The sequence below is a fragment of the Rhizobium sp. BK176 genome (assembly GCF_024808055.1).
Genome location: NZ_JANUBV010000001.1, coordinates 1,367,890 through 1,394,441, shown reverse-complemented (window position 1 = coordinate 1,394,441; position 26,552 = coordinate 1,367,890). Strand labels below are relative to the sequence as shown.

The following is a 26,552-nucleotide window of genomic DNA, read 5'->3' as shown; positions in this document are numbered from 1 at the left end:
GGAGGCCCGTGGTACACCGAGGGTAGCCGGAAGTAAACGAAGACGGAGGTGCTAGAGCCGGATGGTCTGCACGGGGTTGCCACGTTCGACATCCTTGTTTAACATGAAGACCGAGCGTTTGCCCTTTTCCGCCTTCTCCGTGGCCGCTGCCGCCAGGATGCGGGTCAGCATGCGGATGGCCTCTTTCTTGTTCTGATGTTGCGAACGTTCCTTCCGCGACACCACCGCGATCCCGGTCGGGATATGCCGTACCCGCACCGCGCTGTCTGTTTTGTTCTGGTGTTGGCCGCCAGGTCCGCCTGCACGGAACGACTCGAACTCGAGATCACGCTCATCTGGTTCTGCGGCTGTCGTATCGGGGAGGTCGAGACGCGAGCAGCCGACGAACCAGTTCTTGCGGCCGTGCGAGGGACGCAGCGGGCTTTCGAACACGAATTTCAGAGAGCCGACATATTCGGCCACCATCGTCTCGGCGTTCTCGCCAGCGATGTTGACGATCGCCGACTTTGGACCGTGCTTGTCGCCTTCGAAAAGTGTCTGGACCTCGAAAAGGCACCCGAGGACACCAGCGCGCGATTCCATGATGTCCAGACACCGCGACAGGGCGATCCGGCACTCTGCGGGGCCGACGCCGGCCGTGATGTAGATGTTAACGTCGCGCATCGCGGTCCCTGCCCTTCTTTCGCTCGTCTGCCCGTCGCTGAGCGGCGGGGTCGGTTTCCGACGCCTTCTTGTATGTGACGATCGGCCTGAGGGAGCAGATCGGTTCGACAAGGCCAGCTGCGACGAGGTCGTCGAGGATGTGGCGTGGGTTCTTGTAAGCGGAGGCCTGCTCTTCAACGAGCAAGGTGTTGTCGTCGCAGATGACACGGCCGCCGAACTGGGTTCTTTGCAGCGCCTCGCGTTCGGAGCGCTTCAGTCCGTTGCGGCTGTGCATCGACGCCCGGTCTTTCTTGCGACCGGACCCGTGCGCGATCCCGAAGTCGGAGGCGGCGGTGCCACTCGCACGCACTAAATGGCTGAGGCTGTCTCGTGATCCGGCGACAGGAGCGCTTTCTCCGGGACGCAGACGGGACGCGCCTTTGTAATGCCGATAGACGGTTTCACCCTCTGCCGTATCGGCCACCACGAGATTGTGGGGGACATCGCAGATCGTCTCGCAGTCGCCGCGCAGGGCGTCGGCGATGGTCTCGGCGATCAGGCGTCGGTTGAGGGCGGCCCAGACAACACACTGGTCGTGGCGGGCGAACCAGTCGGCTCCGAGTTCCGAGGAGGCCTCGAGGCCGGCCATGATGTCGTCAGACAGGCCCAGCACGTGTTCCCAAACGGCGGTTCCAAGCGAACGCGATCCCGTATGGACAAGAAGCATGACGTTTCCTCCGAGCGCCGTGTCGCCGAAGGTCTCATCGACACATGTCAGTTCTGCGAAGTGGTTGCCGCCGCCAATGGAGCCAAGGGCGGACGGATAGAGGTCGGATGGCAGTCCGACCGCGGCGAGACGTTCAGCCGCGTCGTCCGGGGCGGAGAAGTCGATGCCGCGCATCCGCTCTTCCGCCTTCTCGACCTTGAGCTTTCGCACCGGGATGCCGAGATCGTAGAGGCCGAATCCGCAACCGAGGTCGTTGCCGACCAGATGCGGGTAAAGCCGCGTCGCGGTCGCGGCCATGCCGACCGGCCCGTTCTTGCCAGGATGAAGATCGGGGAAACCGGACACGGATAGGATGCCAGCGAGCGAAGCCACTTCTTCGAGCTGCTTTTCCGACGAGCCTTCGATCCACGCGCGCTCGCTATAATGTTTCTTGACCGTCGCCATGGCCACCTTTCCTGTTCGCGCCCACATATACACGGTTCCACAGATATTTAAAGACCAGAACCGATCATTGCGTTGACGTTTACCTATTTTTTCAGAAATTAAAGAACTCGATTGCAAGACTCCAATTCGGTCTATAATGTTTACACAACGCCAAACGGAAGCGAGTTTCCATGTCCGATATTTACATCACCAGCACCAACAAGGTCATCCTTGGCGGGAAGGTCGTCGGCAAGCCCCAGTTTGCCAAGAGCGCCAGCGGGCAGGAAACCTGCCGCCTGTCGTTGCAAACCGACAAGTTCATGATCGTCAAGGGCGAGAGCAAGGTCTTCTCGACCGTCCACGAAGTTCTTGTCTCCAACAAGTATTCCGTGCCTGCCTTCAAGGCGAGACTGCGCGAAGGCGACTTCATCCAGGTCATCGGCGAGCTCGGAAGCATCGGCGGCAAGACGGTCGTCACCGTTTCCGACTTCGGCCACGAGGCCGGCTTCCTGTACGTGCCGTCCGACAGCGGTGGCCGGACGCCGGCTCCGAAACAGACGGCAGCCAAAGGCGGAACGTTTGACATGAGCGATCTGCCGGGGAAGTCTTCTAATAACGGCGGTGACGACGACGGATATTTCACCAAGACCGCCGCCTTCGAGCGATCCGCTCCGTCCAAGGCTCCGGAAGGTTTCTCGGACGACGACATACCGTTCTAATAAAGAATGGGACACATTCTGTAAACTAAGACGTCGAGAGCGTTTCAATGGTTTATGCCTTGGGGGACCACTTCCAGGGAACATTAAAAATCGGCTGGATATCGGGAAAGGACCCGATGTCTGGTCGCAACAAGGCCGCGACGCGGCAGTAAAGGCGAGTAAAACATGGCAGGCAGCGTAAACAAGGTCATTCTGATCGGCAATCTCGGCGCGGACCCTGAAATCCGCAAGACTCAGGACGGCAGATCGATCGCCAACCTGCGTATCGCGACGTCCGAAAGCTGGAAGGACCGCAACAGCGGCGAGCGCAAGTCGAAGACGGAATGGCATTCCGTGGTGATCTTCAACGAAGGCCTCTGCAAGATCGCCGAGCAGTACCTGAAGAAGGGTTCCACCGTCTACATCGAAGGCGCGCTCCAGACCCGCAAGTGGCAGGACCAGCAGGGTCAGGACCGTTACTCGACCGAAATCGTCCTCCAGGGCTTCAACAGCTCGCTGACGATGCTCAACGGCCGTGGTGACAACGCGCAGGGCGGCGGCGATGACGGCGACTACCAGAACGACGGCGGCGGATCGCAGCGCAGCGGCAATTCCGGCGGTAACGGCGGCGGTAATTTCTCGCGTGACCTTGGTGACGACGACATTCCGTTCTAAAAGTCAATTTTTTCAATTACTTAGCAAAAATCCGCCGGAGGAATTCCCTTCGGCGGATTTTTGCTTTTGGCCACAGTCGGTTGTGACCAGCATGGCGCGATGGTAGGAATTCGTTATTCCATGGAGACATCCCGATGCCGCGCAGGTACGACTTCTCGAACAACCCCACCACTTCAATAGAAGACGGCTATTTCCATGCCTACCGCGAGGCGCGGAGCGGAGCTGGAGAGGTCTCGTATCTCAGCCTCTGGGGTCCGCACGGCATCTTCCTGTTCAGCGGCATCCACCACCAATTCGATCTCAAGACCCCAACAGGTCAGTCGCCGTACGACAATGCGCTCGTGGACCCGGTGTTCGATTGGCTGTCCGCCAACGCCAAGGGAGACTGGCATTGGCACGAGGGACAGACCAACAACTACCGGAGCGTCTCCACAGGGGTTTATCTGGCCGACCGGTCCGATATCGAGGCGTTCAAGGCCAAGTGGGGCGGCATCTTCCAGTACGACGAGACGAGAACTGTTCGAAACGAGGCCTACCGCGAAAAGAACAGGGAAGCGGAGGCAGCGAACGTCGTGCCGCCCTACCTCTCCGCGGAACGAATAAAATACATGCTCGCTCAGATGGATCAGGAGACCGGCGACTATTTCGACACGATTTCAAGCCGCGACGGCTTCGACACCATGTTTGCCGAAGCCTTCGACCTGGTCGTCGCCTATATCCTGGAGGAGGGCAAGCCTTCGAAACACGGGCCGCGCATGCTCGACGGAACGTGGCACGAAGGGATCACCAACAGTGTCCGCGCGATCGGCGAATGGGTTCGCACGGGCGCTTCCGACGCCCTGCGGGCCGAGATGGCCGAGAGGGACATCGCAGACGAGGGACTGGCGGATGCCTTCAGGGCGGGCCTTGTGACGCCTCCTGCTACGGCGCAGAACTCCCCAACTCCTTAATCGGGGAGATCAGGCCGCTTCCGGTCTAGCCAACACCTGCGCCAGGTGCGGCAGCATGTGCCGCGCCACCGCCGCGAAGGCGGGCACGGCGACCGAGTTGCCGAACTGTTTGTACGCCTGGGTGTCGGACACGGGGATGCGGAAGCTCTCCGGATAGCCCATGAGGCGCGCGCACTCGCGGGGCGTCAGGCGGCGCGGGACAAGGCCTTCGCCGCGCGATACCAGGATTTCCGATCCGTCCTTGTAATAGCGCGCGGACAGCGTGCGGGTGACGTCGTTCGCGCCCACCAGCCCGAAGCCGAAACCGTTGCCCTTGGCGCGGTGCTTTTCGGCGTAGCCCTGCAGATAGCGCCAGAGGCCGTCGGTCAGGATGTACTTGGGATTGACCGTGGCAAGCGGACCCTCGGTGAACGGCGCTTCCGCCTTCTCGCTCCCGTCTTCGGGATGCAGGATATCGCCGAGCTTGCGGCTGCCCTTCTCGGGTAGTACGAGATCGGCGAAGCTGAACGCCGTCTTGTCGCGGAAACCGACGATGACCATGCGCTCGCGGTGCTGCGGAACGAAGCCGTTGCCGTCGATGATGGCGAATTCCACGTGGTACCCGAGTTCTTCGCGTAGCGTCCGAAGGATGACGTCGAAAGTCCGGCCCTTGTCGTGGCTCTTGAGGTTCTTCACGTTCTCCAGCAGGAACGCCGCCGGACGCTTGGCCTTGATCACCCTCGCCACGTCGAAGAACAGCGTGCCTTGCGTCTCGTCTTCGAAGCCGTGCTTGCGGCCGAGGGAGTTCTTCTTCGAAACGCCGGCGATCGAGAAGGGCTGGCACGGGAAACCCGCGACCAAGACGTCGTGGTCCGGAATGTCGTCGGTGTCGACCTTGGTGATGTCGCCTTCGACGGGCCTGTTGTCGCGGTGGTTGGCCGCATAGGTCTGCTGGGCGAACTTGTTCCATTCCGACGTGAAAACGCAGCGACCGCCAACGGAATCGAAAGCCAGTCTCATGCCGCCGATCCCGGCGAAGAGGTCGATGAAGGTAAAGGGGACGGACTGCGCGGCGGATTTCGCGCGAAGGGACTTCGTGGCCAAGGTTCGATCCTGAATTCAAGAACTCGTTTACACAATGATGACCGCGATACGTGGACCTCACAACCCGCAAAGAGCCTTGGTGTCTTGAATTTATAGGGCGTTGCCGTGCCGTCTGTCGAAGTCTTCATTTCAATGTTGACAACACCGCGGGAGGGGCATAAGCCAGGCCACGAAAGAAAAGGAGAATGCCGAATGGAACTGACCATCATCAAAGGCGACGGCATCGGCCCGGAAATCATGGACGTGACGCTGGAGGTCCTAAAGGCCGTCTGCGCTGACTTCACCTACGACTTCGTCGCCGCTGGCGAAGGCGCTATCGCGACCCACGGCGACACCCTGCCAGCCGAGACGCTCGCCAGTATCGAGCGTACCGGACTTGCCCTCAAGGGTCCGCTCTCGACGCCGTCGGGCGGCGGCTACACATCGGTGAACGTCCGCCTGCGTAAGCACTTCGACCTCTATGCCAACGTACGTCCCGCCAAGACGCTGGTTCCGGGTGGTCGCTTCACGGGCGTCGACCTCGTGCTGTTCCGCGAGAACGTCGAGGGTCTCTACAGCGGCGACGAGCGCTGGGAAGAAGTCGACGGCCACCCGCACGGCCGCGGTGTCCTGACGGCCAGCAACAGCCGCGCGGGCATGCTCCGCTTCGTCGACTACAGTTACCGCGCCGCCATCGCCATGGGCCGCCAGCGGGTGACGCTGGTCCACAAGGCGAACATCATGAAGGCGCTTTCGGGCATCTTCCTCGAGGCGGGTCTCGAAGTCGCGGAGCGCTACAAGGACGTCATCGCGACCGACACGCTGATCGCCGACGACTGCGGCCAGAAGCTGGTCCGCTGGCCTGAACGCTTCGATGTCATCGTCACCACGAACCTCTTGGGCGACATCCTGTCGGACGTCGCGGCCGGCACCGTGGGTGGCCTCGGTCTCGCCCCCGGAGCCAACATGGGCGACAAGGCATGCGTCTTCGAAGCGGTCCACGGGTCGGCACCGGACATCGCCGGCAAGCTGATCGCCAACCCGACCGCGCTGCTTCTCTCGGCCGCCATGATGCTCGACCACGTCGGCTGGAAGGACAAGGGAGACGCGATCCGCCACGCCGTGGTCTCGGCCATCGAGGCGGGAGAGCGGACGGGCGAAATCGGCGGCAAGCTCAATACCTACGGGTTCATGAAGGCCGTGTTGGCACGACTCTAAACGATTTGGGCGGAGGACACGAAAGCCCTCCGCCGTCCCAACATCCCTCGGCTATGTTGCCGCTAGTTTGGCACTCTGACGTCCAACCAACGTCCACGACCAACGCTGTCGTGTACATTGACGTTCACCCATACATTTCCAATCACGATCATGCGTGCCGCCGAGGCGGAAATCGATCCGTTGCGAACCATCGCCTCGAGGTCCTCGCGGTTGATTGGATCGGAGAACAGCCCGTCCGACTGGTCCCCGCGATCTCGAAACCCGAACTGATGGAAGTTCGCCAGGTCCTGCCTGATGATCTGCCACGGCTTCGTCAGACGATCGCCTCTGGAATTGTAAAGATCGGAATCGCCGATGTAGGCCCGATAGCGGGCGATGATCCGATCCGCGCCAGGGGTCGTGGTCACGCTCGATCGGGGAAGCGGCTGAACAGGTTGTTGCTGCGTAACCGCCGGCTGTGCTGGCATGTTCAAGGGTGGATGGTAGCTCGAAATAAGCGAGCGGGTGGCGGCCACGCCGTGCCTGTCCTCCCTCGCCGACGCGACCGAACTGAACATCCGGCAAACATTCGTCGTGTGGAAGTAGTCGTAGCCAACGCAGCCGCGTCGGTCGACGCATAGTTTTCGGCAATCGGCAGGAGGAAACTGTACCTCGGCGGAAACATCGCCATTCAGCAAGGTCGCAGCGTAGTCGAAGAAGTTTCCGTCCGGGCGTGTCTGCGCCGCGGCGATTGAGGCCGTGAACAAACAGACGAGAAACAATGCCGCGGAGATTTTGGTCAAGGAGAAGGAGCTGGCGATTGCTCCAGTAGCCAGGCGTCGCAGATGTCCGCGATGTTTCATCTTCGTTTCTCGGCTGCACGGGCGAAAACGCCCGGATCGTCTCCCGGGCGCACTATCGGTCTTATCGCCGACGTGTGCCAATCCGCCTTTCGGCCATCAGCCGATAGTGGCAGTCGGAGCCTGCGGTTGCACCGACGAAGCGCGTACGATGCGAGCGCCGTTCTCGTCGATCACCACCGCCTCGTTGTCGTCGAGACCGTAGTATTCGGTTCCGGCGGCGTCGAAGGCATCGGCGATCGCGCAGACGTAAGGCGCGAAGGCGACGTGATCCATGTGCGGTAACACCGGCCGGTCGATGAAGCCAAGCCCGACGTTGTCGTTACCATCCCCCTTTGAAGGATCGTCCACCGAAGCAGCGTAAGTGATATCGGGCGTCGCGGCGACGGAACCCGCGCTCGAACCGATGTAGACAAGGCCATTTTCGACCCGACCGCCGATCTCTTCGGCGAATCCTGAGGTTTTCATTGCTCCGACGAGGTAGAACGTGTTCCCGCCCCCGACGAAAACGACGTCGGTTCTGTCAAGCGCGGCAACCGTTTCCTCGCGGGTCTTTCCGGCGAGGTCGAACATCTCCACGACGAAACCTGCGTCCTCGAACGGCACGATGTCTGTCTCTGGAACGGGTTCCCAGCCCTCGCCATAGGCCGCCGTCGGAATGTAGAGCAAGCGGTTGCCGAGCGCCCTGTCACGCGCGGTGGCGATGATCGTCGGAAAACATCCCGTCATCTGGGAGGCCAGGATAATCGTCTGCATGGTTATCCAATTCTGGGTTAGGGCGAAAACGGACGGGATGCGGTGTTGGCGGGGCGCTCGACGACCGACAAGTCGCTGACGTTGTAGGAGTTGTCCTTCGCGGCGTAGTCGACCAGCACGAGAACCAGTCCATCCGGATTCTGTTTCGGATCGAGCGGCCAGGTTTCCGGCAACGGCACGGCATGGAGGACCTCGCCGATCTTCGCATCGACATAGGTTTCCGCCAGCACAGAATTCGCCGGGCGCGATAGTCTCGTTGTCGCCGTTGAAGACGAGAAATTCCGGGTCCATTCCGTCCAGCCTCGAAAGGAGGTCGGCGGGGATGTAGGACTTGAGAAGATTGCGAGGCGTTCCGGAGAAGTCCCTCGAGCGGACGATCCTCGGCGTGCGAAGGTTTTCCAGTTCGACCCTGACTAGATCGGTCGACAGGAGAACGCTGTCGCCGCCCTGAACCACCGCGCCGTAGCGCTTGACCGCCGCAACAGGGAAGAACTCGTCTTTGACGCGGTCGATGGAGGGAAGGCCATAAGGTGTTCTGTCGCCCTCGCCGAGGCGCATCAGCCTGTGGATGTCCGCGATGTCGGCAGTGGCAAACGCGGGACCATCGCCATCGACTGCCAGGAAGGTCCTGGATTCGTCGGGATTGCCGTACTGGCGCAGGAAGCGGCCGGTCGCCGCGTCCATGAGGTGGAATGTCGTCTCGGTCATCAGCCGTTTTCCCGTTGCGTCGCCCGCAAGATGTCACGGGCGACGGCAAGCGGCAACAAATCCGATTACTTCAGTTCCTTGAAAAAGCTGACGTCGTTGTCGAGCCAGTCGACCATGGCGCGGGCATCGTCGAGGTTCTTCTTGGAGACGCATGTCGCGAGATCGTCGAGACCCTTGACGAACTCGCCCTTCGCAAGCTCGCGCTCCGCCTTGTTGCGGTGGGCGTCGATGTCGCTGGCGATGATCTTGGTCGTCTTGGCGGCCGTGAACGAGATGTGTTTGATCTGCGGCTTCGCCTCGTATTCCTCGGCGAGCAGGGCCGCCTTGATAACGGCGGCGCGGCCGGCCTTGTCGAAGGTGCCGGGAAGGCTCGAATAGACGTCGTAGCCGTCGTCGAGAAGGATGTCGCGGGTCGCGCCGACGCTCGCCGCGCAACGGAAGTAGCCGAGCGCGTCCGCATCCATGGACGACAGGTAGGAAAGCTTTTCGGCAGCCGAGGCCGGAAGGGCCGCAATCAGCGCGGCGCTGGCGATGACGAGGGCTTTGATGGACTTCATCTTACGTTTCCTTTCGATTTCATTGGCTGGAAATTAAGGCACGGGGTCTTGTTTTGTCAACCAGAATTGAGTTCGAGGTCTTGAAAAACGCAATGATCGAGTTCTTTATTTTTATGCGCTAAAGCCCCCACTCAACCTGCCGATGCTCGGGCCAAACAGGAATGGCACCGCTCAGTTCATTTTTGGGGACAGCAGATGGATACCTTTCCGATCCTTCCGCCGTCGGTTCCGCGTCGCAGCGCGCGCGGCCGATCGTCATGACCTCCATCGCGATGGGTGCAGGAATGCTTCCGATCACGCTCGGGATCGGTGCCGATGCGACAGCAGCCCCCAATCACGGTGACCCCCATCGGCGCGTGGCTTTGGCCGTCGACCGTGCTGAGCCTCGTCTACATTCCTGTCGTCTACACCTTCGTGGACGACGTCGAGCGGTTCCTGTGTCGCCAGTTGTCGAAGCTGCGGTCCGCGGCCGTGTTAGAACTGGTTGTAGCCTGGGTGACCAGCGGGAAAGAGGATGAAGTTCTGGACTTCCTCCGGGGCGATATCGAGGGGATCGACGGATTCGTGAACGTCGTCTGCCACGAGGATATCGAAGTCATCGTCGAGGTCGATGTCATGGAGGCCGCCGTGAGTGCCAAAGAAGTCGGCTTCCACGCCGGAAGGGGAAATGACGACCAACGAGCTGGCGGCGGCCATCAGAATTCACCGTACCTTCCCTGCGAGCGGGGCGCTGGAATGTCGAAGTAGAGAGGTATGGTGCCGATCGGCGTCGCGACCGAAACGTGGAGCGTCGGCGTGATGGCGTCTATGATCACGTTGATGCTGTGCGACTGCACGAGCTCCTGCGGACTCTTCGCGAAATTCGGCGGCAGCGGCGGCAACGATGGGAGAACTGACGGGACGTCCATGTCTTCGATTCCTTTCGGGCGGGACCGTATCGAACGACGGTTTCTCCGACAACCAGAGTGTCGGGGAAACGTTAACGGACGGTTAATTCCGGATTTCGTTTGACAAGTTGACCGCATGCACGAGACTTTGGGGACGAAAGGACGACGGTCGCCATGATCACCTGCCATTGCAACTACATCACCGAGAGGGAAATCGAGGACGTCGTTATCGGCTTCTTGCGCGAAGACCCTTGGCAGCTGGTCGTTCCGAACAAGGTCTACCACGAGATGGGCAGACGCGGGCGGTGTTGCGGATGTTTTCCGTCGGTCATCGACATCATCATCAGGACAACCGTCGAGTTCCACCGGCACTTGAAGGGCGGCGCGTCCGAAGAACTGGAAACCGTCGTCTCGAAGCTCGACGAACTCAGAACACGATTGACAGCGGCCCGCAATAAGGTATTTGTCGCCTGAAATTAAAGACCTCAACGGAGTAGCCCATGAACGTCGAACCAAGCGCCATGTCCAAGGCACAGGCGAAAGAGGAACTTGCCCGTCTCGACGCCGAGATCGCGCGCCACAACCGCCTCTACCACGACGACGACGCGCCGGAGATCGACGACGGCACCTACGATGCCCTGCGCCGCAGGTTCAACGCCATCGCGGAACTGTTTCCCGATGTCTCGGAGGACCTGAAGGCGAACAAGTCGGTCGGCGCGCGCGGCACCCGAGGCTTCGAAGAAGTCCGCCATTCCCGCAGGATGCTGTCGCTCGCCAACGCCTTCACCGACGAAGACGTCCATGGCTTCGTCGAGGCAGTCCGCAAGTACCTCGCGCTCGCTCCGGGAACTGCCGTGCGCATCGTCGCCGAACCCAAGATGGACGGCCTCTCGATGAGCCTGCGCTACGAGCGCGGACTTCTGGTACGCGCGGTGACGCGTGGCGACGGCGACGTGGGGGAAGACGTGACCGCGAATGTTCGCGGGATCGCGGACGTGCCTCAGGACATCCGCGCGGCGACGACCCTCCCCGTTCTCGAGGTCCGCGGCGAAGTATATATGACCAAGGCGAACTTCTTCGCCCTCAACGAGGCGCTGGAGGCAGCAGGCAAGCCCGTGAAGGCGAACCCGCGCAACACCGCCGCCGGCTCGCTCCGCCAGCGTGACCCCGCCGTGACGGCGAGCCGCAAGCTCAACTTCATGGCCTATGGCTGGGGCGAGGTGTCGGAGTTCGCGAGCCGCACCCAGACGGGGATGCTCGAGTTCCTTGGCAAGGCCGGCTTCAAGACCAATAGCCTGACGGTCGCGTTCGACGACGTGGACTTGATCCTCGAAAACCATCGCGGCATCTCGGCGATCCGCGCGTCGCTTCCATATGACATCGATGGCGTGGTCTACAAGGTGGACGACCTCGACCTCCAGGACCGTCTCGGGGCTCTGTCGAACACGCCCCGCTGGGCCGTGGCCCACAAGTTCGACGCCGAGGAAGCGACCACGGTTCTCCGCGACATCGAAATCCAGGTGGGCCGCACGGGCGCTCTCAGCCCGGTGGCGAGGCTAGAACCTGTCACCGTCGGCGGCGTCGTGGTCTCAAACGTTACCCTGCACAATGAAGAATACATCGCGGGCATCGACCCGGACGGCGAGGCGATCCGCACGGGCGGCGACCTGCGTGTCGGCGACACCGTCATCGTCTACCGCTCAGGCGATGTCATCCCCAAGATCAAGGACCTCGTTCCGGAGAAGCGGCCGACCGGTGCCAGGCCGTACGTCTTCCCGACAAACTGCCCCGTCTGCGGCAGCGACGCCGTGCGCGAGGCCAACAAGTCGGGCAAGATCGACTCCGTGCGCCGTTGCACGGGCGGCATCACCTGTTCGGCGCAGGGAGTGGAGAAGCTGAAGTACTTCGTCTCCCGCGAGGCGTTCGACATCGACGGCCTCGGCGAGAAGCAGATCGAATACTTCTTCAACGACGCCGAGCTGCCGGTGCGCGAGCCGGCCGACATCTTCACGCTGCGCGCCCGCAACGAACAGGCCGTCAAGCCGATCAACTCGCGCGAGGGGTTCGGAACGTCATCGGAAGCCAAGCTGCTTGACGCCATCGACGAGCGCCGCGACATCAAGCTCGACCGCTTCATCGTCGCCCTCGGCATCCGCCACGTCGGTCAGTCGACATCGAAGACGCTGGCGCGCCACTACCGCAGCCTCGACGCGTTCCTTGAGGCCGCTCATTCCGTCAGGGCAGACGCGCAGGGTTCGGCAGCCACGGAGATGACCGCCCTTCCGGATATCGGCAAGGCGGTGGTCGAAAGCCTTGCGGGCTTCTTTTCCAACCAGCGCAACGCCGACGCCGTCGCACGTCTTGCCGCAGAACTGCGGGTCAGCGACGCGGAGCAGCCCGCGGCGGCGCAAAGCCCCGTCTCCGGCCTTACGGTCGTCTTCACGGGCAGCCTCGCGCGCATGAGCAGGGACGAGGCCAAGGCCATGGCGGAAAACCTCGGCGCGAAGGTCTCTGGTTCGATCTCCGCGAAAACCAACCTGCTTGTCGCGGGTCCGGGAGCGGGATCGAAGCTCAAGAAGGCGGACGAACTCGGCATCGAGACGATCTCGGAAGACGAATGGTTCGCGCGGGTGGGCGCAGGCTGATACCCAATCACGCTACCACGAGCAAAATGAGCCGACCGCGACGCGCGCGGCGGCTCATTTTGTTTATTTAAGACGTCAGCTCTGCTACGTCCGCAAGCGTGCTTTCGCAGGCACGGAAACACTAATTTTTTGGAAGGAACTCGACCACCAGGAGACGGGTGACTAGTGGTAACCGCGAGTTCATCAATTGTTTGCCATACCCCGACATTGGCCGGGGCAGGAAAACCCGCGCTGACCGATTATGTAGAGCACTACCTATTATCAATTGAAAACAATGTTTTAGCCGAAAGCAACCTCAGGTCGATTTCGGTCGTTAACAATTTTAATCAATGGAATCATTGGGATACCGCGCGGTTGTCAACATTCGGCAAATCCGCAACACTCACGACAAGGCACGCATAAATTAGTAATTGCCGGGGAAAAACCGGTTGACGCGGATCACCCGGATATGCTGAATAGCCCTCGAACTCAAGGGCAACAACTGAGTTCATTTCACTCTAAGTGGGGGCATCATGACTGACAATAGCATTCCGGTTGGTTCGAACATCAAGACGATCGCCGGTCATACCACGCCTAACCGTCGCCGTATGGTTTCCCTGTTCGCAGGTTGGTCATTTATCCGGTTCCGTGAAGGCAATGACGAGTCCTTCCCCGTATGGCCCGTCTACACCTACGACTGCCCGACGTTCGAATTCAATCCGGCGTGCGCCAGTCTCGAACATCTCGAAAATCCGCACATCGCTCCCTTCTGGCTTCCCCTCGCGCTTTCGCAAATCTGCACACGCGTTCTCGCTCAGGCAATGAACGACCAGAACGAGGGCGAAATCGATCTTGGCGACGAAGACAAAGGCGAACGCCTGATCGGCGAAGGCTGGGATAATTTCCGTGCCGAACTCTGCAAGCAATGTGACATGACCATGGATCAGATGATGATCAACGCACGCGTCCATGGCTTCGAGAATGCCGTTGCATACCTGACGCAGTGCATCTACTACGAAACGGGCCTCCACGCCGCCATCGAGGCGCGCCAGGCCGGCCGTCCCGTTCTCAGGTCAGCCTGATACTTTCGGCATCCTGAATTTCCATCCCCGGGTCGGAGAAAGATACGGTCGCTTTCGACCGTCCTCCCCCGGGAAGGTGTACGGTGCGGACATCCGCATCCCCGGTTCGCGAAGTCATCGAATTCCGCGATCAGTTCCCAACGCCAAGCCCCGCGGCTTCGGACACAGGATGCGACAACGCGCCGACCCATGTCCTCTTGGCGATCGTGTTGGCTATCTGCGGCTCCGCCAGAATACCCTCGAGTTCTTCTGCGTGCCGCGAATGGTAGTCGATAGGCTTGACGGGTACCAGCTTGCGGCCGGGCCACAGTAAGTCCGCCATTTCCGCGTCGTAGGCCGCCCTGTTGCGATCCCTCCATGCGCACAACTCCTGCCGCACGTGGTCCCGCGAAGGATTTCGGATCGCCTCGCCGTAGTAGGTGCTGGCATCGAATAGCGATGTCTCCAGCGGATGGCGCGGGATTGCCGTTTCCAAGACGCCGTCGGCGGAGATAGTCGTCAGCACGCCCTGTGCGAGCGCGTAGTCGGGCTTGTATTGCCCGCAAAGTAGACCGCCTTCGCCGAAAGCAGGCAGGAACATTCGTTCATTTAGGTCTTCGAGCGACGTCTTTTCGGCCAGGCTGAGCATGGCCGACCAGCCGACCAGGTCCATACCGACCTGACGCATGACGGCGGTCGCCGCTTTGTTGCGTTCGAGGAGGCGGGCGACCGCATGCAACCGGAAGGCCAAAGGCAGGGGAAGGCATTCGGTTTCGACACGCTCGCCCGTCAGAAGCACGCGCATGGAATGGAGCTGGTAGACAGTCTCGCGGTTGTTCGATTCCGCCGAGACCGGCAGGAAGACGACATGGCAGCTCTCGTGGTGGCTTAGTCCTTCCGCCACGGTATGCTTGTAGTAGCGGCTGTAGAGCGGCTGCAGCGTCTCGCAGATCAGCGAGTCGGACTTTTCGAAGCATTTGCGCAACGAGCGGCCGCCGACGGATGGCTGGTTCCTGAAGGAGCCGGCGACGGAGTCATGGACGAACTTGTAGGCGGTTCTCATCCTCGACAGGTTCCACCAGGTGTCCTTTGTCAGGTTGATGGCTTCCTGGTAGCACGGCAGCTCGTTGTGCGCGAGGCCTCGACGGACCGTCGGTTCGTTGAAATCTCCAATTTCGTCGTCTGAAATCCTGTCGTCCATATGGTTATTGCCCCCTCACGGGTTAAGGGTAATCATGGAGTCATGAATTAATCAAAGCGCCGACCAGTCCGATGATCGATATCAAATCACTTGCAAGAGCCCGCAGGAGCAGACGCAGATACGAGGCCGTGATCTCGATCGAAGACCCATGCGCCCGCAGAAAGCTGCGGTTCCACCGCACGCCGCATCCCGACCACCTCGTCCTCAGGCTGGAGGATATCGATCAACACGATCCCGACCTGGCAGGCCCTGACATCCACCACGTCGACCGGGCTATCGCTTTCGCCAGGGAACACCTGGACAAGAGGATTCTCGTCCATTGCCACGTCGGTGTCTGCCGTTCGACGGCGACTGGCCTTGCGATCATCGCCGACAGGCTTGGTCCCGGGAACGAGCGTTTAGCGGTCGAAGCCCTTCTCGCGTCGAATCCCGACGCCGTTCCGAACCTGTTGATGATCGGGATGGCAGACGAGGTTCTTCAGAGAAACGGCGCGCTGGTAGATGCATGGGCGGAGGTGGAGAGCGGAAACGTCGCCATCGCCGAGTACCGTCGCAAGAAGGAAAAGCTTCTCAAGGACGACCGGGCGCTCTTCGCCGCCCGGCCCGAAGGTGGATATCATACCGCCGCACGGTGCAGGCCACAGACGCTGGGCCTCACGCTGGTTTAAAGCGAGGGAACGCTGGCGCGACCCGAGAACAAGTGGCTGTCGTCGTAGTCAAATCCCATCGGCTGATTGCGCACGACGCTCTTGATCCGCCCTGCGACCGAGTTGAGGACGCCGTTGCGCTCTTCCTGAGCGACGCTCTCTGCCGTCTGGCGAAGGGTTTCGGCCAACGGGGTCGTCATTTCGGAGAACATCCTTTCCATGCGGTCCGGAACGTGGATCGCACCGAATGTCAGAAGGCGATGTGCGGCGACCGGATGAACCTTGTGTTCCTGGACCAGCGCGTCGAGATCGTCGCAGTACTTAACGCCTAGATGCTCGATGTAGTCGGGGGTGGACGACTGAAGGTCGGCCGCGATGAGGTTTGCCGAATTGACGGCTCCAAGCAGCTCCTGCTCGGTGACCGCCGACGCGTCGGCGAAGCGAAGGCCTTCGTAGGCCGTCGCCTTGGCGATACGGACGGCGCGGGTCACGAGGTCCTTGACCGACAGTTCGGCGTCGCCCTGCTCCGCATACCATTCTATCGCCGCGCGCACGGAGCGATGGGTGGCCTGCTCGAGAACGCCGTTCTTGAGGCCGCCCCTGCTTTCATCGTAGCCGAAATAGATGGAGGCTTCGCGCAGATGGGCGTATTCCTCGATCACCTCGGGCCTGCCGCCCCTTGCGAGAAACACAAGGCTCGCGGCGGCGTCGGCGAAGCAGTTGCTGAGATGGCGGACGCGAGGATGGGTGTCTAGGTCGGCCTGGAATCCCTTGCCGACGCTAAGGCGGTTGTGGGCGATGGCGAGCGCCATCTGCCGCGCCGACGAAAGCCTGCGCGTCTCGGAAATGTTCATGGAACACAGCGGGAAAATGCCGATGTGCATGCCGGCGACGTCACGGGCGAACCCGACCGATCCCGAGAACGGCGAATAGGGAATGACGAAGTTGACAGAAATCTCGTTGCTGCCCGTGAACTTCTCGACGATACGAGAGCAGGCCGGATGAAAGCCGGAGCGCAGGATGTTGGTCAGCTCGTCCTTGGAACGGCGGCTCCCCTCGATGTCGGCCGGCAGCGAAAAGTTCTGAAGCGACTTCATGTCCCAAGGGGATCGGGTCACGGCTTTCACGTCGATGACGTTCAACGCCAGACCGAGACGCTCGGCCTCGGGCTTGAAGTTGTCCATCGCCCAGCGGATATCCGGATCGTCGCTGTGCGGCATACGCTCGATCGACATGCCGCCGCCCGGCTTGAAGACGGCGGACTTGGCGCGCTCGAACATCTTGGCGAGGATGCGGGCCGTCAGGTCGGGTCGCTTGGAGAGCGGGATGATCTTGACGTTGCCGTCGAGCATGGCGTCGAGGACGCTCGGATAGAGCGTCATCTCGACACGCCCTTCCTCGCCGGCCGAAAGGTTGCCGATCACGTCGGAACCGATCATCGGCGAGCCGCCGCGGAAGAACACGTTTTCACGACGGCCGTCGCGCTGAACGACGACGTGGCTGCCGTCCTTGTTCTTTCCCCTGACGGTTCCGACGATGATGTCCGACATGTTAGCCCCTGTAACCTGCCACCTGCGCGATCACCGGCGGCTTGATCTCGTATTCTCGCCCCATATCTCCGCGGGAATCAAATTCGCGGATCATGTGGACGCTGCAGGCCGACGGCTCTGCGTAGTCCTGGTAGATGCTCTCGGGAAAGGTCACTTCCCGACCGGTGTCCGTGTACATCGTGACGGTGTCGCCATCGAAAGAGATGTCCTGGAAGGTCTCTCCGTCGGTCTCGGCCGAGTGCTTGATGGCCCATTCGGCCACGTTGCCGCTGACGAGGCAGACGACCAGTACGGGATGCTGTTCAACTTGGGCATGCATGGTGAAGTCTCCGGATATGCGCGTTCCAATCTCGAGTCTATAAATTTCGTTTGCAAGGAACGAACAGGGCAGGCTTTGTCCGCTTTTGAAGTCTTAAAAACTGTAAACAAATCTCGTCGAGGTCTTTAATTAAGTTGACGAGGCGTTACGATTCGTGGAAATTGGCGATACGAAAAGAAGAACCAAACCCTCATCGCGAAGGAACAACCATGACCCAGATTTCGAACGTGCCGAGGGAGACGGCCGTCAAGGTGTTCGGAACCGTGTGGCTGGCCGAAGATTTCGGCGGTGACAGCCTGGTGGAACACCTCGGCACCCACAAGCCGGCCCTGCATTTCGGCGAAGCGTTTCCGGACCTGGAAACCGCACGGGCGGCTCGCCCGGCCTATAAGGTCGTCTATCTCGGTGATCGCATCGCGCTGCCGAATGTCACGCCCGTCCCGATGCCGCGGACGGCACAGAGCGGCAACGTCGTTCCCCGGGAGATTTTCGTCGTCGAGTTCGACAACATCCTTGAACGCGGGCTTCGCGTGGCGACGGCCCAGATCGAAAAGGTCGAATTCGATTCCGCTCCGGCGCATCTGGTCGGCAAGGTGGACTTCGTCGTCGGTGCCGTCGTCGCCGGACCGCATGGAAAGTACCGCGTCCTCGTCCAGTACGACGAAAACCTCGGCCTCAACATCGTCGAAAACCCGATGGTGTTGTCCGAGCGCGGCAACTACGTCGCATCCGGTCAGGTAATGGCGTTCTTCCGCGCCGAAGACGCCGCCGCAGAGGCCGACCGCTTCGCAAGGGGTCTGGTCGAAGCGGCGGACTGGCGATCCCGCAGCGACGCGCTGGCCGCCTGATCGACTACCAACCGGGCTGCCTCATGACAGTGGCCCCGTTTCCCCTCGCATAGGCTTCCTGACGGGCGTCGTATTCGTCGAGCGCCGTCAGGTCCGCGAGCCACCACCCTCGCCCCCTCTCGTCGAGGAGACGGTCTTGCTCGTCGCAGTCCGTGTTTCCGGCGTAGGTGTCGAGCCAAGCCGCCATGCATCCGTCTCCGTCGTCTGGATGGCCGGGATGAAAATCCTCGTAGAACTCAGGTCGGTACCGACCGATCTCGGCTGACTGCGCACCCACGAACGAAACAGAGTGTCCATCTCCGAACTGGTCTCTCGTCCAGTCGATAATCGATCCGTCCGGTAGAAGGGAAACGACGTGCGCCGCGCAGATGACGTCGCCGTCGGTTGAGAGATACGCGACCGACAGCATCGGCCAACCGTGACGACCTCCCATGATCTCGCTGACAACGTGGCACATGCCTCCGCCGCCTTCGTACGCTCGGACGTCTTCGCGCAACGTCTCGGCTTCCAGAACGAATTCCGGCGTCATGTCGGCCGCGGAAAACGCACGTCCGCCGGCGACCGATTTGAAATAGGCGACTGACGCTTGCGGTTCGATTTTGGCCATGCCGGTTCCCGTGAATGATCGCATGGATCGTTACGGAAAATCCGGCATGGATCAAGGCTACATCCGCTCCGGAACCTCTATGCCGAGGAGGTCGAGCGCGGACGAGATCGCACTTCCGGCCCACTTCAACAAGGCAAGACGGCCTTCGCGTTCGCCGTCGGGGGCGCGAAGGATTTCGACCTCGGCATAGAGACGGGAAAGAGCCGTCGCGATGTCGTAGGCGGCGTCGCAGATCGCCTTGGGCTGGAGTTCGACCGCCGCGCGATGGACGGCGGCGGGCAAGCCCAGAACCTCGACCGCGAGGTCACGGTCGGCGGGATGCGAGATGGCGATGTCGCCAGGTCCGCCGCGACCGTCTTCGTCCGCCTTGCGCAGGAGCGAATTCACGCGGGCGCAGGCGTACTGGAGATACGGACCCGTGCGGCCGGTGAACGACATCATGCGCTCCGGGTCGAACACGTAGCCGGAACGGCGGTCGGTCGAGAGATCGGCGAACTTCAGCGCGGCGATGGCGACTTTGCGGGCCGTTTCGCCGTCGGTGTCGTCGGTGATGACCTCGCGGGCCTTCTCCAGCGCCTCCCCGATCAGGTCCTCGAGCAGCGCGGGCTTTCCCTCGCGGGTGCTGTAGGGCTTGCCGGATGCGTCGTTGACCGTCCCGAAGTCGGCGTGGACGAGGCGCGGCAGCGGAGAGAAACCTTCCACGCCTGCGGCCGCCGCCTTTTCAGCCAGCATGAAGCATGTCTTGAGATGGACGCCCTGACGGCCGTCGACGCAGTAGACCACGGTGTCGGGTGCGTACTTGGCGATACGGTCGACGATGGTCGCCAGGTCGGTCGTCCCGTAGAGATAGCTTCCGTCGCTCTTGCGCAGGAGCACGGGCGGCAGGCTGTCGTCTTCGACCACATGGCCGACCAGAGCGCCGTCGCTTTCGACGGCGAGGCCAGCCTCCGCGAGCGAGCGAAGCATCGCCGGGATCAGCGGATCGACGTCGGACTCCCCGTCCAGCGTGTCGAAATGCGCGCCGAGGGTCTCGATATGCTGCGAGATGCCCGCAAGCGAGACCTCGCGCATCCGGGTCCACAGCGCCACGAGGTTGAGATGGCGAAGGTGCATGAACCCAGCGCCGCCCTTCTGCAGGTTGACGGTGTTCGCCTTGGCCTTTTCGTAAGCCGCGGGATCGTCGTTCGTCAGGGCGTTGCCAGCACGGTAGTATTCGCCGAGGCTGTCGAGCGTGAGATCGAGACCGGCCACCTCCTCGGCGTCGACCTCGTGTCCAAGTGCTGTCTCGATGCCGAGAACGAGCTTGCCGATCGGCAGGCCCCAGTCGCCGTAGTGGATATCCGACACCACCTTGTGGCCGACGGCCTTGAGGATACGGCGCAGGCTCTCCCCGATCACGAAGGAACGGAGATGTCCGACATGCAGGGCCTTGGCGATGTTGGGTCCGCCGTAGTCGATGACGACGGCCTCCGGTTCCGCGACGGGTTCGACCATCGACGGAGCGGCCGCGGTTTCGCGCGCCACCGTCGCGACGTAGCCGTCTGCGAGGATGAAGTTGAGGTAGCCGGGGCCGGTTACTGTGACGTCCGCGATGCCCGTAAGGTCAATCGCCCCGGCGATTTCGCGGGCCAGATCGGCCGGCTTCATGCGCATGCGCCCGGCGAGCTGGAGGACGGAGTTGCACTGGAAGTCACCGCCGCCGTTCTTGTTCGGTGGCGAAAGCACGGGCGTTACGGATACGGGATACTTGGCGAAGGCAGCGATAAGCGCCTTCTCGATGGCGGACGTGTACATGGGTATTCTCCGGTTGGGAAATGACAGGCGCTCAGTGCGTGGTGGTCATCGCCGTCTTCGGAGTTCCATGTCCATATTTCCTTCACCAAGCCATCTTCTGGAAAAATTATTTATAGACTTCGTGAATTCAAGTCAATCGCCTTGCTTGAACGTTTCTCCCGCCGGGACACAATGGATGGAAGCAGTTGAGTGACAATGGGCGTCTTCGTTTTCGGCTACGGATCACTGATGTGGAACCCGGGCTTCCGTCATGCGGGAACCAGGCCGGCGCTGCTCGACGGCTGGCGGCGGGCATGGTGCGTTCGTTCTACCTATTACCGGGGATGCGAAAACACGCCGGGGCTTGTGCTTGGCCTCAAGAGGGGCGGGAGCTGCGTCGGCGTCCTCTTCGAGATACCGGACGATTTGGTTAGCGAAACCATCGGAACGCTGGACGCCCGGGAAATGCGGGAGTGCGGATACCGGAGGCAGACCTTGCCGGTCCTCCACGCAGACGGCTCCGCGGAAGCCATAGCCTATACCACCGACAGCCTGCCTGACCCGCATGAGGCGGACTTCGACATCGCCTACAGAGGTGCCAAGGGCATCGCCGGCAGGACCAGCGAATACATCGAGCGCACAAGGGATTTCATCAAGGGGATGGCGATTCCCGCCCATTGGCCGCCAGCGCAAGACGGCCTGCCACCTCGCCTCACGGCCGTGGAAAAGCGAACTGGATTCGCACCGTTATCTCGGGAACCGTGACGGAGACGTCGCATGGGCTTCCGCTGTCGTCCTCGCCGACGATCAGTCCCCTGCCCGCGAAAACCTGATGGGCGTGAATGCAGAAGCATGTCGCCTTGTCGTTAGGGCCTGGCGTCAGGTCTTTCGTCAGTCCCTCCTCATCGACGTAAAGGACATCGCCGGACGGGAAGACATGGGCGATTTCAAGATCGCCACCGATCAGCTCCTGCATCGCGCCGAACGACGGCGCGCAATCGACGTAGCGAACGGACAGGTCGCGGGGGTCGATGAGGATGGCTTTCGTCATAGATTGCAGGTCTCCCCGTTAAAGTCCGTTTAACCGGATGTCGGGAACGGTGTTGACGGCGTCATCCATAGCTGAGAGTAGTGGTTGTAGCAAACGAAAGGAGGCAGACATGGACAGCAGACTTGAAGAGCGCCGGCAGGCATTCATAACCGAGGAAGCCAAGCGCGCCGCCTCCGAGATCGGCGATTTGCGCCGGAAGGGCCAGTTCGTGTGCGACATAGCGTACATAGAAGGCGCTATGATCGAGGCGGCGAAAATGTTCGACCGAGTCAATTCTAAGACCTGAGGGTCTTCCGGGTTTCCGTTTCGCGGGTTAGCATCTGCCCTCGGGAACCAACCCGCAGGCACTGGATAGCATCGAAATGGAAAACATCGTACTCGCCCGCATCACGCACGGCTCCACCCTCTTCGGCCTTTCGACTCCGAAGTCGGACAAGGATTACGTGTCCGTCGTCCTGCCGTCGGCCGCCCAGATTCTGATGAGCGAAGGCTACTTCGTGACCGACGAAGGCTCGACAAGCGACAGCACGCGCAAGAACACGAGTTCCGACGTCGACGACAAGCAGTTCAGCCTCGCGACGTTCTTGGAACTCTGCGCATCGGGTACGCTGGATTCCATCGAGCTGCTCAACGCGCCGCTGGAGTATCATGTTATCGAGCCGCACCCGCTGTTCCTCGAGCTGATTGCCAACAAGCACAGGCTCGTCAGCCGGAATTTCGACAAGATCGTCGGCTTCTGCAGCAATCAGGCAGTGACCTACAGTCCGCGCAAGGAACGGTATCTGGCGGCGATGGCGGCCCGTGACGCCTTGCTGGCGCTCGGCGTCACCGAGACGACCAAGACGCTGGCCGGAGAATACTTCGACCGCGTCGTTGAAGCTTGTGGGACGGACTACGTCGTCGTGAAGAACATCCCGAACGCCAACGGGCGCGACATGCTGCATCTCGACATCTGCGGCAAGATGGTGCCGGCTAGCGTTCACGCCAGCATGGCGCTGGCCGTCGCCGCTTCGGCGTCGAAAAGATACGGCAGGCGTGTCAAGGAGGTGGCGAACGCCACGGACCACGACTGGAAGTCCCTGAGCCACGCGCTCAGGATCGCCTACGAGGGCATCGAGTACATGCAGACCGGGGCGGTCACTCTCCCCGTACCCAATCGCGCGCACCTGCTCGACGTCAAGCTGGGGCGCTTGCCGCTCGAGCAGGTCGCCAACGAGGTCGACGAGGCGGTCAAGACGCTGATCGTAGAGTCGAAGAGAAGCACGTTACCCGAAACGCACGACAGCCAATTCGTCCGAGAATTCGTGATCTCGGCGTACGGCCGTCGCGTGATCGCCGATTTCGAAGACCTCGAGGCCGATCTTGAGACCCGTCGGCCCTTGAAGCTTTCCGGAGATGCCGCCATGCTCGGGCCATCCAAGCTCACCATCAGATAGAAAATGGCCACGAGAAGCACGAGCACCAAGGAAAAGATCGCAGAAACAGTGACGTCCATACTCGAGGGGGAAATGGCGGACGACGTGGCGTCCTTCATTCGCGCCCTCTCATACCGGCGGTTCTCTCCCGACACGACGCTGGAAAAGCGCGTCGTCTTGCACGAGGCCGTCAGAACCTACCTGGCGACCGGCGACAGGCAGGCGGCAAGCCTGGAGATTTCAGAGCGTCTCGGCGATGCGACAGACATCGATCTCGCGAGCATCCTGAGCGACACAGAGGTGTTCGACACATTCTCAGCGAAGGTCCGCTCGGTGATCGAGGCGTCATTCCCGGAACTCGTTGTCGAGGGCATCGGTGCGGTGGTGGGCCGCACGACCCTGCTTCATCTCGTAGAAGAGGCCCGCCGCGCCGACACCAGCAACCCTTTCGACATCGCGGCAGGAAAGGACGTCACCGTCTGCTTCATTCCAGGGTCCTCCAGCGTGCAGAACTACTGGGAAACAGCGACCCGCAGCTGGCTGGAACGCAGCGATTCCATTTCGATCTATCCCGACCGGACGTTTCTCGATTTCCTCGGCGTGGTCGGTGTCACGAAGGCCGACTGGCTCGCGGCCGTCGAGCGCAACACGACGATGTCCGCGGCCGCGAGGATGCGCGCGCATCTTGCGGAACGTACAGCCGCATGGAACGCGGTGCCTGAATGGGAGACGGCAGGATCGCTCGATATCGATGACGACGACCTCGTCGCGGCAGTGGACGGCTGCCCCTTCGGCTTCACGCCGATGATCGCCTTCACCATGGACGCCGAAGAGGTGTTTTCGCTGGATTTCGCCGAAACGCTCGAAGTCACCGGCGGCATCGTCGGACTGCACGATTTCACCACCGGCTCCGGAGACCCGATCCGTTTCGAGGGAACGTTGCGCTTTTCGCCGGGTGTCGGCGACATGCACTTGGCCGACGACCAGCCGCTCGGACTGATCGCGACCCACGGTTTCCTGAGCTCGGCGTTCGTCTCGACGGTCAAGCGTCTTTCGCTCCGACCGACACCGGATTTCCAGACGACCGCCCATCTGACACCCTGACGGAGTTTGTGCCGGCCACGACGCGCTGTATCCTTTGGGAATCGGCGGTCGTGGAGTGGCGCATTGAAGGTTCAGGCAAGGCACCTCGTGTTCGCGGCACCCATGTCGCATCGCGAACTTCTCGTCCGCGAGATTTCGAGCCGTCTTCTCGAGGCGGGAATACGCGCGTATCCGCCCGAGTTCCCCTACGGCGTACACCACGAATATTACAGGACAAGGCTGCGTCACGGCGGCAGGCATTCGAAGCTGTCCGATATCGCCAAGGCGCTGGAGAACTGGGCCGCGACCCGCGAAAACGACGACGACTACGTCTGGCAGGCGGTATGCGGCTTCCTGCTCTCCTATTTCGCGGAAAAGCCCGATCACAGGCGTTGGCTTCCCGCCGACATCGAAGGCCGGATGGACATCCTGCGGTGGGGCGACGATTTCCTGGAGTTCTCGCGCTCGGCGATCAGCCAGCCAGCTTGAGCTGTTCCGGACCTTCGCCGTCCGTTTCGGCGGCAGGTGCCAGCGCTCCGACGCGCCGTGAAGCGACGACGATCTCCGAGGTCGTCCGTTCGACGAGCGAGACAAGCGTTTCGAGACGGTGACGTTCGCGTTCGATCTTGCGCGCGCCGTCCTCGGAGATCGAATAGGCGGCCGACTGGTTGAGACCGACGACGACACGCTTGATCGTGTAAGAAGCGTGCTGGAGGGAGGCGCGACGTTCGTTGAGGTCCTCGGTGAACGACAGGACCAGATGGACGAGCCTGGAGTCCTGAAGGCGGGCTTCCGCGGCGCTCGGGTCTTCCTCTTCGACGAGGACGTCAGCCTGCCGGCGCAGCGGGAACCAGGACTGCTTCTGTGGCGTGACCGAGACTGTCCGCACCCCTTCCCCGGCATAGCCCGGGAACTCGCCAGCAAGACGCGCGAACTCGTCGATAACGGAAGTCTCCTCGACCATCACGACGCGCTCGACGCCGACGGCGATGTCGTCCGGCACGTCGCCGATGGAGATCGCCTCGAGGCGGCCCGCCTGAAGTTCGCAGATTTCCCTGTACCTGTTGCGCAGGGCGACCAGTTGGCTCAGTTGCTCGTCTCGTCTCGCAATCGTCTCGTTCATCTTGAATGTCTCCGTGCAATTTGAAGTCTGGTATTTCGCACGCGGTAATTCAAGACAAAAAATGTTCACGGACGGGAAGACGGAACGGTATTCGGCGACGGCTCCCAGTCGACGGCGAGCCTCGCCATCCGAAGCGCCGTTTCCAGTGACCGGGTCGCGCAGGTGAAGCGCTTGACGTGGCAGAAGACGGCGTCTTCGATGCCTGTCACCTCAGCCAGGTCGCCGTCGCGCAGGCCCGCCCATTCCAGCGGCAGCGGCTTGCGCTGACCAAATGGCTCGCCGTCCGGCCTGACGCAGGTGACGAACCACTCGCCGCTGCGGCTTCTCTCGACCGTATAGAGAGCCTCGTCGAAGCCGTGCTTTCGGATGACGGACCCGATCGGCATGTAATCGGGGATCACCACGATCCGCGGGTCCTCCGCCGTCCGGAAGGCATCGAGGACCGCCGCCTCCGCCCGCGCCAGAGAAACGGTACGGGCGACCCGCTTGCGGAAAATCCCGCCGAAGACGGAGACGGCTTCATAGAAGCGGGCCTCGTTGTCGCCGACCGGGTCGTCCCACGGAGCGACGAAGTCCTCGACCAGCAGAGACAGCGTCGTTTCCGAGGAAGAGGCGACGCTTCCAGGTGGAACGTAGCCGTTGTCGGCCCGATCGATGTCGATGACGAAACGGCGGTCGATGTTGCCCCATACCGCCCGCAAGATCGCCTCGGATTCGCGGGGGAAGAGCGTCTTGAGGAAATCCGCGCCGTGGTGACGCCACACGAGACCGAACGACGAGTACGGGGTCCCGTCCTCGCGCAGCGGGTGGCCGGGCTGATGGTGGTCGTAACGGCCGCGTTCCGCGTCGTATTCGAAACCGACGTCGTAGACGATGTCGGAGGCCGTCGTCGCCGTCAGGACCGACGGATCACGGGTGCGCAGGACGGAAGCCTCGGGGAAGAGTTTGCTCAGCACGACCGTGGCCAAGACGTCGTCGGCATGGAAGGAGCCGGAGTGGGTGATCAGTCTCTGAATCGGCGTCTTCATTTTGCCCCCAACGTTAATCGTCCGTTAATTTTAAAAGTTGACCCCACCGTCAAACTAAGGGAACACTATCCAAGAGTAAA

At 61.5% G+C, this 26,552-nt stretch carries 30 protein-coding genes; 14 read left to right on the top strand and 16 right to left on the bottom strand.

The window, feature by feature from the left end; genetic code table 11:
* Window positions 1–51: 51 nt before the first annotated feature.
* On the bottom strand, window positions 52–663 hold the full coding sequence (gene prfH / locus FHT76_RS07645) for a peptide chain release factor H (protein ID WP_259185203.1): 612 nt from the start codon (window positions 661–663) through the stop codon (window positions 52–54).
* The gene (locus tag FHT76_RS07640) at window positions 650–1,813 is read right to left on the bottom strand and encodes an RNA ligase RtcB family protein (protein ID WP_259185202.1); all 1,164 of its coding nucleotides are present in this window, start codon (window positions 1,811–1,813) and stop codon (window positions 650–652) included. The genes prfH and FHT76_RS07640 overlap by 14 nt, the downstream gene beginning before the upstream one ends.
* A gap of 170 nt (window positions 1,814–1,983) precedes the next feature.
* On the opposite strand from FHT76_RS07640, the gene FHT76_RS07635 reads away from it, so the two are divergent.
* From FHT76_RS07635 to FHT76_RS07625, 3 genes are all read left to right on the top strand, one after another.
* Entirely contained in the window at window positions 1,984–2,511 is a 528-nt protein-coding gene (locus FHT76_RS07635; protein WP_259185199.1) for a single-stranded DNA-binding protein, read from the top strand.
* A gap of 165 nt (window positions 2,512–2,676) precedes the next feature.
* On the top strand, window positions 2,677–3,165 hold the full coding sequence (locus FHT76_RS07630; protein ID WP_259185198.1) for a single-stranded DNA-binding protein: 489 nt from the start codon (window positions 2,677–2,679) through the stop codon (window positions 3,163–3,165).
* A 134-nt stretch (window positions 3,166–3,299) separates the two neighbouring features.
* Window positions 3,300–4,115 (top strand): hypothetical protein, encoded by an 816-nt coding sequence (locus FHT76_RS07625; protein WP_259185197.1) that lies wholly within the window; start codon window positions 3,300–3,302, stop codon window positions 4,113–4,115.
* A 9-nt stretch (window positions 4,116–4,124) separates the two neighbouring features.
* Here FHT76_RS07625 and dcm read toward each other — a convergent pair whose 3' ends face one another.
* Window positions 4,125–5,198: a DNA (cytosine-5-)-methyltransferase gene (dcm, locus tag FHT76_RS07620; RefSeq protein ID WP_310503283.1), complete on the bottom strand. Its 1,074-nt coding sequence runs from the start codon at window positions 5,196–5,198 to the stop codon at window positions 4,125–4,127.
* Window positions 5,199–5,390: 192 nt separating this feature from the next.
* On the opposite strand from dcm, the gene FHT76_RS07615 reads away from it, so the two are divergent.
* On the top strand, window positions 5,391–6,395 hold the full coding sequence (locus FHT76_RS07615) for an isocitrate/isopropylmalate dehydrogenase family protein (protein ID WP_259185195.1): 1,005 nt from the start codon (window positions 5,391–5,393) through the stop codon (window positions 6,393–6,395).
* A 62-nt stretch (window positions 6,396–6,457) separates the two neighbouring features.
* Here FHT76_RS07615 and FHT76_RS07610 read toward each other — a convergent pair whose 3' ends face one another.
* The 5 genes from FHT76_RS07610 to FHT76_RS07590 form a co-directional block, all read right to left on the bottom strand.
* On the bottom strand, window positions 6,458–7,237 hold the full coding sequence (locus FHT76_RS07610) for a PAN domain-containing protein (RefSeq protein WP_259185193.1): 780 nt from the start codon (window positions 7,235–7,237) through the stop codon (window positions 6,458–6,460).
* 96 nt (window positions 7,238–7,333) lie between these two features.
* Window positions 7,334–8,698: a peptidase E gene (locus FHT76_RS07605; protein WP_259185192.1), complete on the bottom strand. Its 1,365-nt coding sequence runs from the start codon at window positions 8,696–8,698 to the stop codon at window positions 7,334–7,336.
* A gap of 65 nt (window positions 8,699–8,763) precedes the next feature.
* Window positions 8,764–9,255, bottom strand: a complete 492-nt coding sequence (locus FHT76_RS07600) for a hypothetical protein (RefSeq protein ID WP_259185191.1) — start codon at window positions 9,253–9,255, stop codon at window positions 8,764–8,766.
* Between the two features lie 474 nt (window positions 9,256–9,729).
* Window positions 9,730–9,951 (bottom strand): hypothetical protein, encoded by a 222-nt coding sequence (locus tag FHT76_RS07595; RefSeq protein ID WP_259185190.1) that lies wholly within the window; start codon window positions 9,949–9,951, stop codon window positions 9,730–9,732.
* The gene (locus tag FHT76_RS07590; RefSeq protein WP_259185189.1) at window positions 9,951–10,163 is read right to left on the bottom strand and encodes a hypothetical protein; all 213 of its coding nucleotides are present in this window, start codon (window positions 10,161–10,163) and stop codon (window positions 9,951–9,953) included. The genes FHT76_RS07595 and FHT76_RS07590 overlap by 1 nt, the downstream gene beginning before the upstream one ends.
* 153 nt (window positions 10,164–10,316) lie before the next feature.
* On the opposite strand from FHT76_RS07590, the gene FHT76_RS07585 reads away from it, so the two are divergent.
* From FHT76_RS07585 to FHT76_RS07575, 3 genes are all read left to right on the top strand, one after another.
* A complete protein-coding gene (locus tag FHT76_RS07585) occupies window positions 10,317–10,616 on the top strand; it encodes a (2Fe-2S)-binding protein (RefSeq protein WP_259185187.1) in 300 nt (99 codons plus the stop codon).
* Window positions 10,617–10,642: 26 nt separating this feature from the next.
* Window positions 10,643–12,787: an NAD-dependent DNA ligase LigA gene (ligA, locus tag FHT76_RS07580; RefSeq protein ID WP_259185186.1), complete on the top strand. Its 2,145-nt coding sequence runs from the start codon at window positions 10,643–10,645 to the stop codon at window positions 12,785–12,787.
* Between the two features lie 512 nt (window positions 12,788–13,299).
* Window positions 13,300–13,848 carry a hypothetical protein gene (locus FHT76_RS07575; protein ID WP_259185184.1) on the top strand — a complete coding sequence of 183 codons (549 nt, stop codon included), beginning with the start codon at window positions 13,300–13,302 and terminating at the stop codon, window positions 13,846–13,848.
* 130 nt (window positions 13,849–13,978) lie between these two features.
* On the opposite strand, the gene FHT76_RS07570 is transcribed toward FHT76_RS07575, so the two are convergent.
* Entirely contained in the window at window positions 13,979–15,028 is a 1,050-nt protein-coding gene (locus FHT76_RS07570) for a hypothetical protein (RefSeq protein ID WP_259185183.1), read from the bottom strand.
* A gap of 71 nt (window positions 15,029–15,099) precedes the next feature.
* Between FHT76_RS07570 and FHT76_RS07565 the strand changes: the two genes are divergently transcribed.
* Complete coding sequence (locus FHT76_RS07565) at window positions 15,100–15,696, top strand: hypothetical protein (protein WP_259185182.1); 597 nt, start codon at window positions 15,100–15,102, stop codon at window positions 15,694–15,696.
* On the opposite strand, the gene FHT76_RS07560 is transcribed toward FHT76_RS07565, so the two are convergent.
* Together FHT76_RS07560 and FHT76_RS07555 are read right to left on the bottom strand one after the other, a co-directional pair.
* On the bottom strand, window positions 15,693–17,225 hold the full coding sequence (locus FHT76_RS07560) for a hypothetical protein (RefSeq protein WP_259185181.1): 1,533 nt from the start codon (window positions 17,223–17,225) through the stop codon (window positions 15,693–15,695). The genes FHT76_RS07565 and FHT76_RS07560 overlap by 4 nt on opposite strands.
* 1 nt (window position 17,226) lies before the next feature.
* The gene (locus tag FHT76_RS07555) at window positions 17,227–17,544 is read right to left on the bottom strand and encodes a hypothetical protein (protein ID WP_259185180.1); all 318 of its coding nucleotides are present in this window, start codon (window positions 17,542–17,544) and stop codon (window positions 17,227–17,229) included.
* 209 nt (window positions 17,545–17,753) lie between these two features.
* Between FHT76_RS07555 and FHT76_RS07550 the strand changes: the two genes are divergently transcribed.
* Window positions 17,754–18,392: a hypothetical protein gene (locus FHT76_RS07550; RefSeq protein ID WP_259185179.1), complete on the top strand. Its 639-nt coding sequence runs from the start codon at window positions 17,754–17,756 to the stop codon at window positions 18,390–18,392.
* A 4-nt stretch (window positions 18,393–18,396) separates the two neighbouring features.
* Here the strand turns inward: FHT76_RS07550 and FHT76_RS07545 are convergent, their stop codons facing one another.
* A complete protein-coding gene (locus FHT76_RS07545; protein ID WP_259185178.1) occupies window positions 18,397–18,999 on the bottom strand; it encodes a hypothetical protein in 603 nt (200 codons plus the stop codon).
* Window positions 19,000–19,056: 57 nt separating this feature from the next.
* Window positions 19,057–20,793, bottom strand: coding sequence for an arginine--tRNA ligase (gene argS / locus FHT76_RS07540; RefSeq protein WP_259185177.1), 1,737 nt, complete (start codon window positions 20,791–20,793; stop codon window positions 19,057–19,059).
* Between the two features lie 195 nt (window positions 20,794–20,988).
* Between argS and FHT76_RS07535 the strand changes: the two genes are divergently transcribed.
* Window positions 20,989–21,537: a gamma-glutamylcyclotransferase gene (locus tag FHT76_RS07535; protein ID WP_259185559.1), complete on the top strand. Its 549-nt coding sequence runs from the start codon at window positions 20,989–20,991 to the stop codon at window positions 21,535–21,537.
* Here the strand turns inward: FHT76_RS07535 and FHT76_RS07530 are convergent.
* Entirely contained in the window at window positions 21,485–21,823 is a 339-nt protein-coding gene (locus tag FHT76_RS07530) for a DUF3846 domain-containing protein (RefSeq protein WP_259185176.1), read from the bottom strand. The genes FHT76_RS07535 and FHT76_RS07530 overlap by 53 nt on opposite strands.
* A gap of 109 nt (window positions 21,824–21,932) precedes the next feature.
* On the opposite strand from FHT76_RS07530, the gene FHT76_RS07525 reads away from it, so the two are divergent.
* The 4 genes from FHT76_RS07525 (at window position 21,933) to FHT76_RS07510 (ending at window position 24,810) form a co-directional block, all read left to right on the top strand.
* Window positions 21,933–22,109 carry a hypothetical protein gene (locus FHT76_RS07525; protein WP_259185175.1) on the top strand — a complete coding sequence of 59 codons (177 nt, stop codon included), beginning with the start codon at window positions 21,933–21,935 and terminating at the stop codon, window positions 22,107–22,109.
* Window positions 22,110–22,143: 34 nt separating this feature from the next.
* Window positions 22,144–23,259: a DNA polymerase beta superfamily protein gene (locus FHT76_RS07520; RefSeq protein ID WP_310503286.1), complete on the top strand. Its 1,116-nt coding sequence runs from the start codon at window positions 22,144–22,146 to the stop codon at window positions 23,257–23,259.
* A 3-nt stretch (window positions 23,260–23,262) separates the two neighbouring features.
* The gene (locus tag FHT76_RS07515; RefSeq protein WP_259185174.1) at window positions 23,263–24,342 is read left to right on the top strand and encodes a hypothetical protein; all 1,080 of its coding nucleotides are present in this window, start codon (window positions 23,263–23,265) and stop codon (window positions 24,340–24,342) included.
* Between the two features lie 63 nt (window positions 24,343–24,405).
* On the top strand, window positions 24,406–24,810 hold the full coding sequence (locus FHT76_RS07510) for a hypothetical protein (protein WP_259185173.1): 405 nt from the start codon (window positions 24,406–24,408) through the stop codon (window positions 24,808–24,810).
* Here the strand turns inward: FHT76_RS07510 and FHT76_RS07505 are convergent.
* Entirely contained in the window at window positions 24,794–25,444 is a 651-nt protein-coding gene (locus FHT76_RS07505) for a hypothetical protein (RefSeq protein ID WP_259185172.1), read from the bottom strand. The two genes, FHT76_RS07510 and FHT76_RS07505, sit on opposite strands and share 17 nt — an antisense overlap.
* A 65-nt stretch (window positions 25,445–25,509) precedes the next feature.
* On the bottom strand, window positions 25,510–26,472 hold the full coding sequence (locus FHT76_RS07500; RefSeq protein ID WP_259185171.1) for an MYG1 family protein: 963 nt from the start codon (window positions 26,470–26,472) through the stop codon (window positions 25,510–25,512).
* Between the last annotated feature and the right edge of the window lie 80 nt (window positions 26,473–26,552).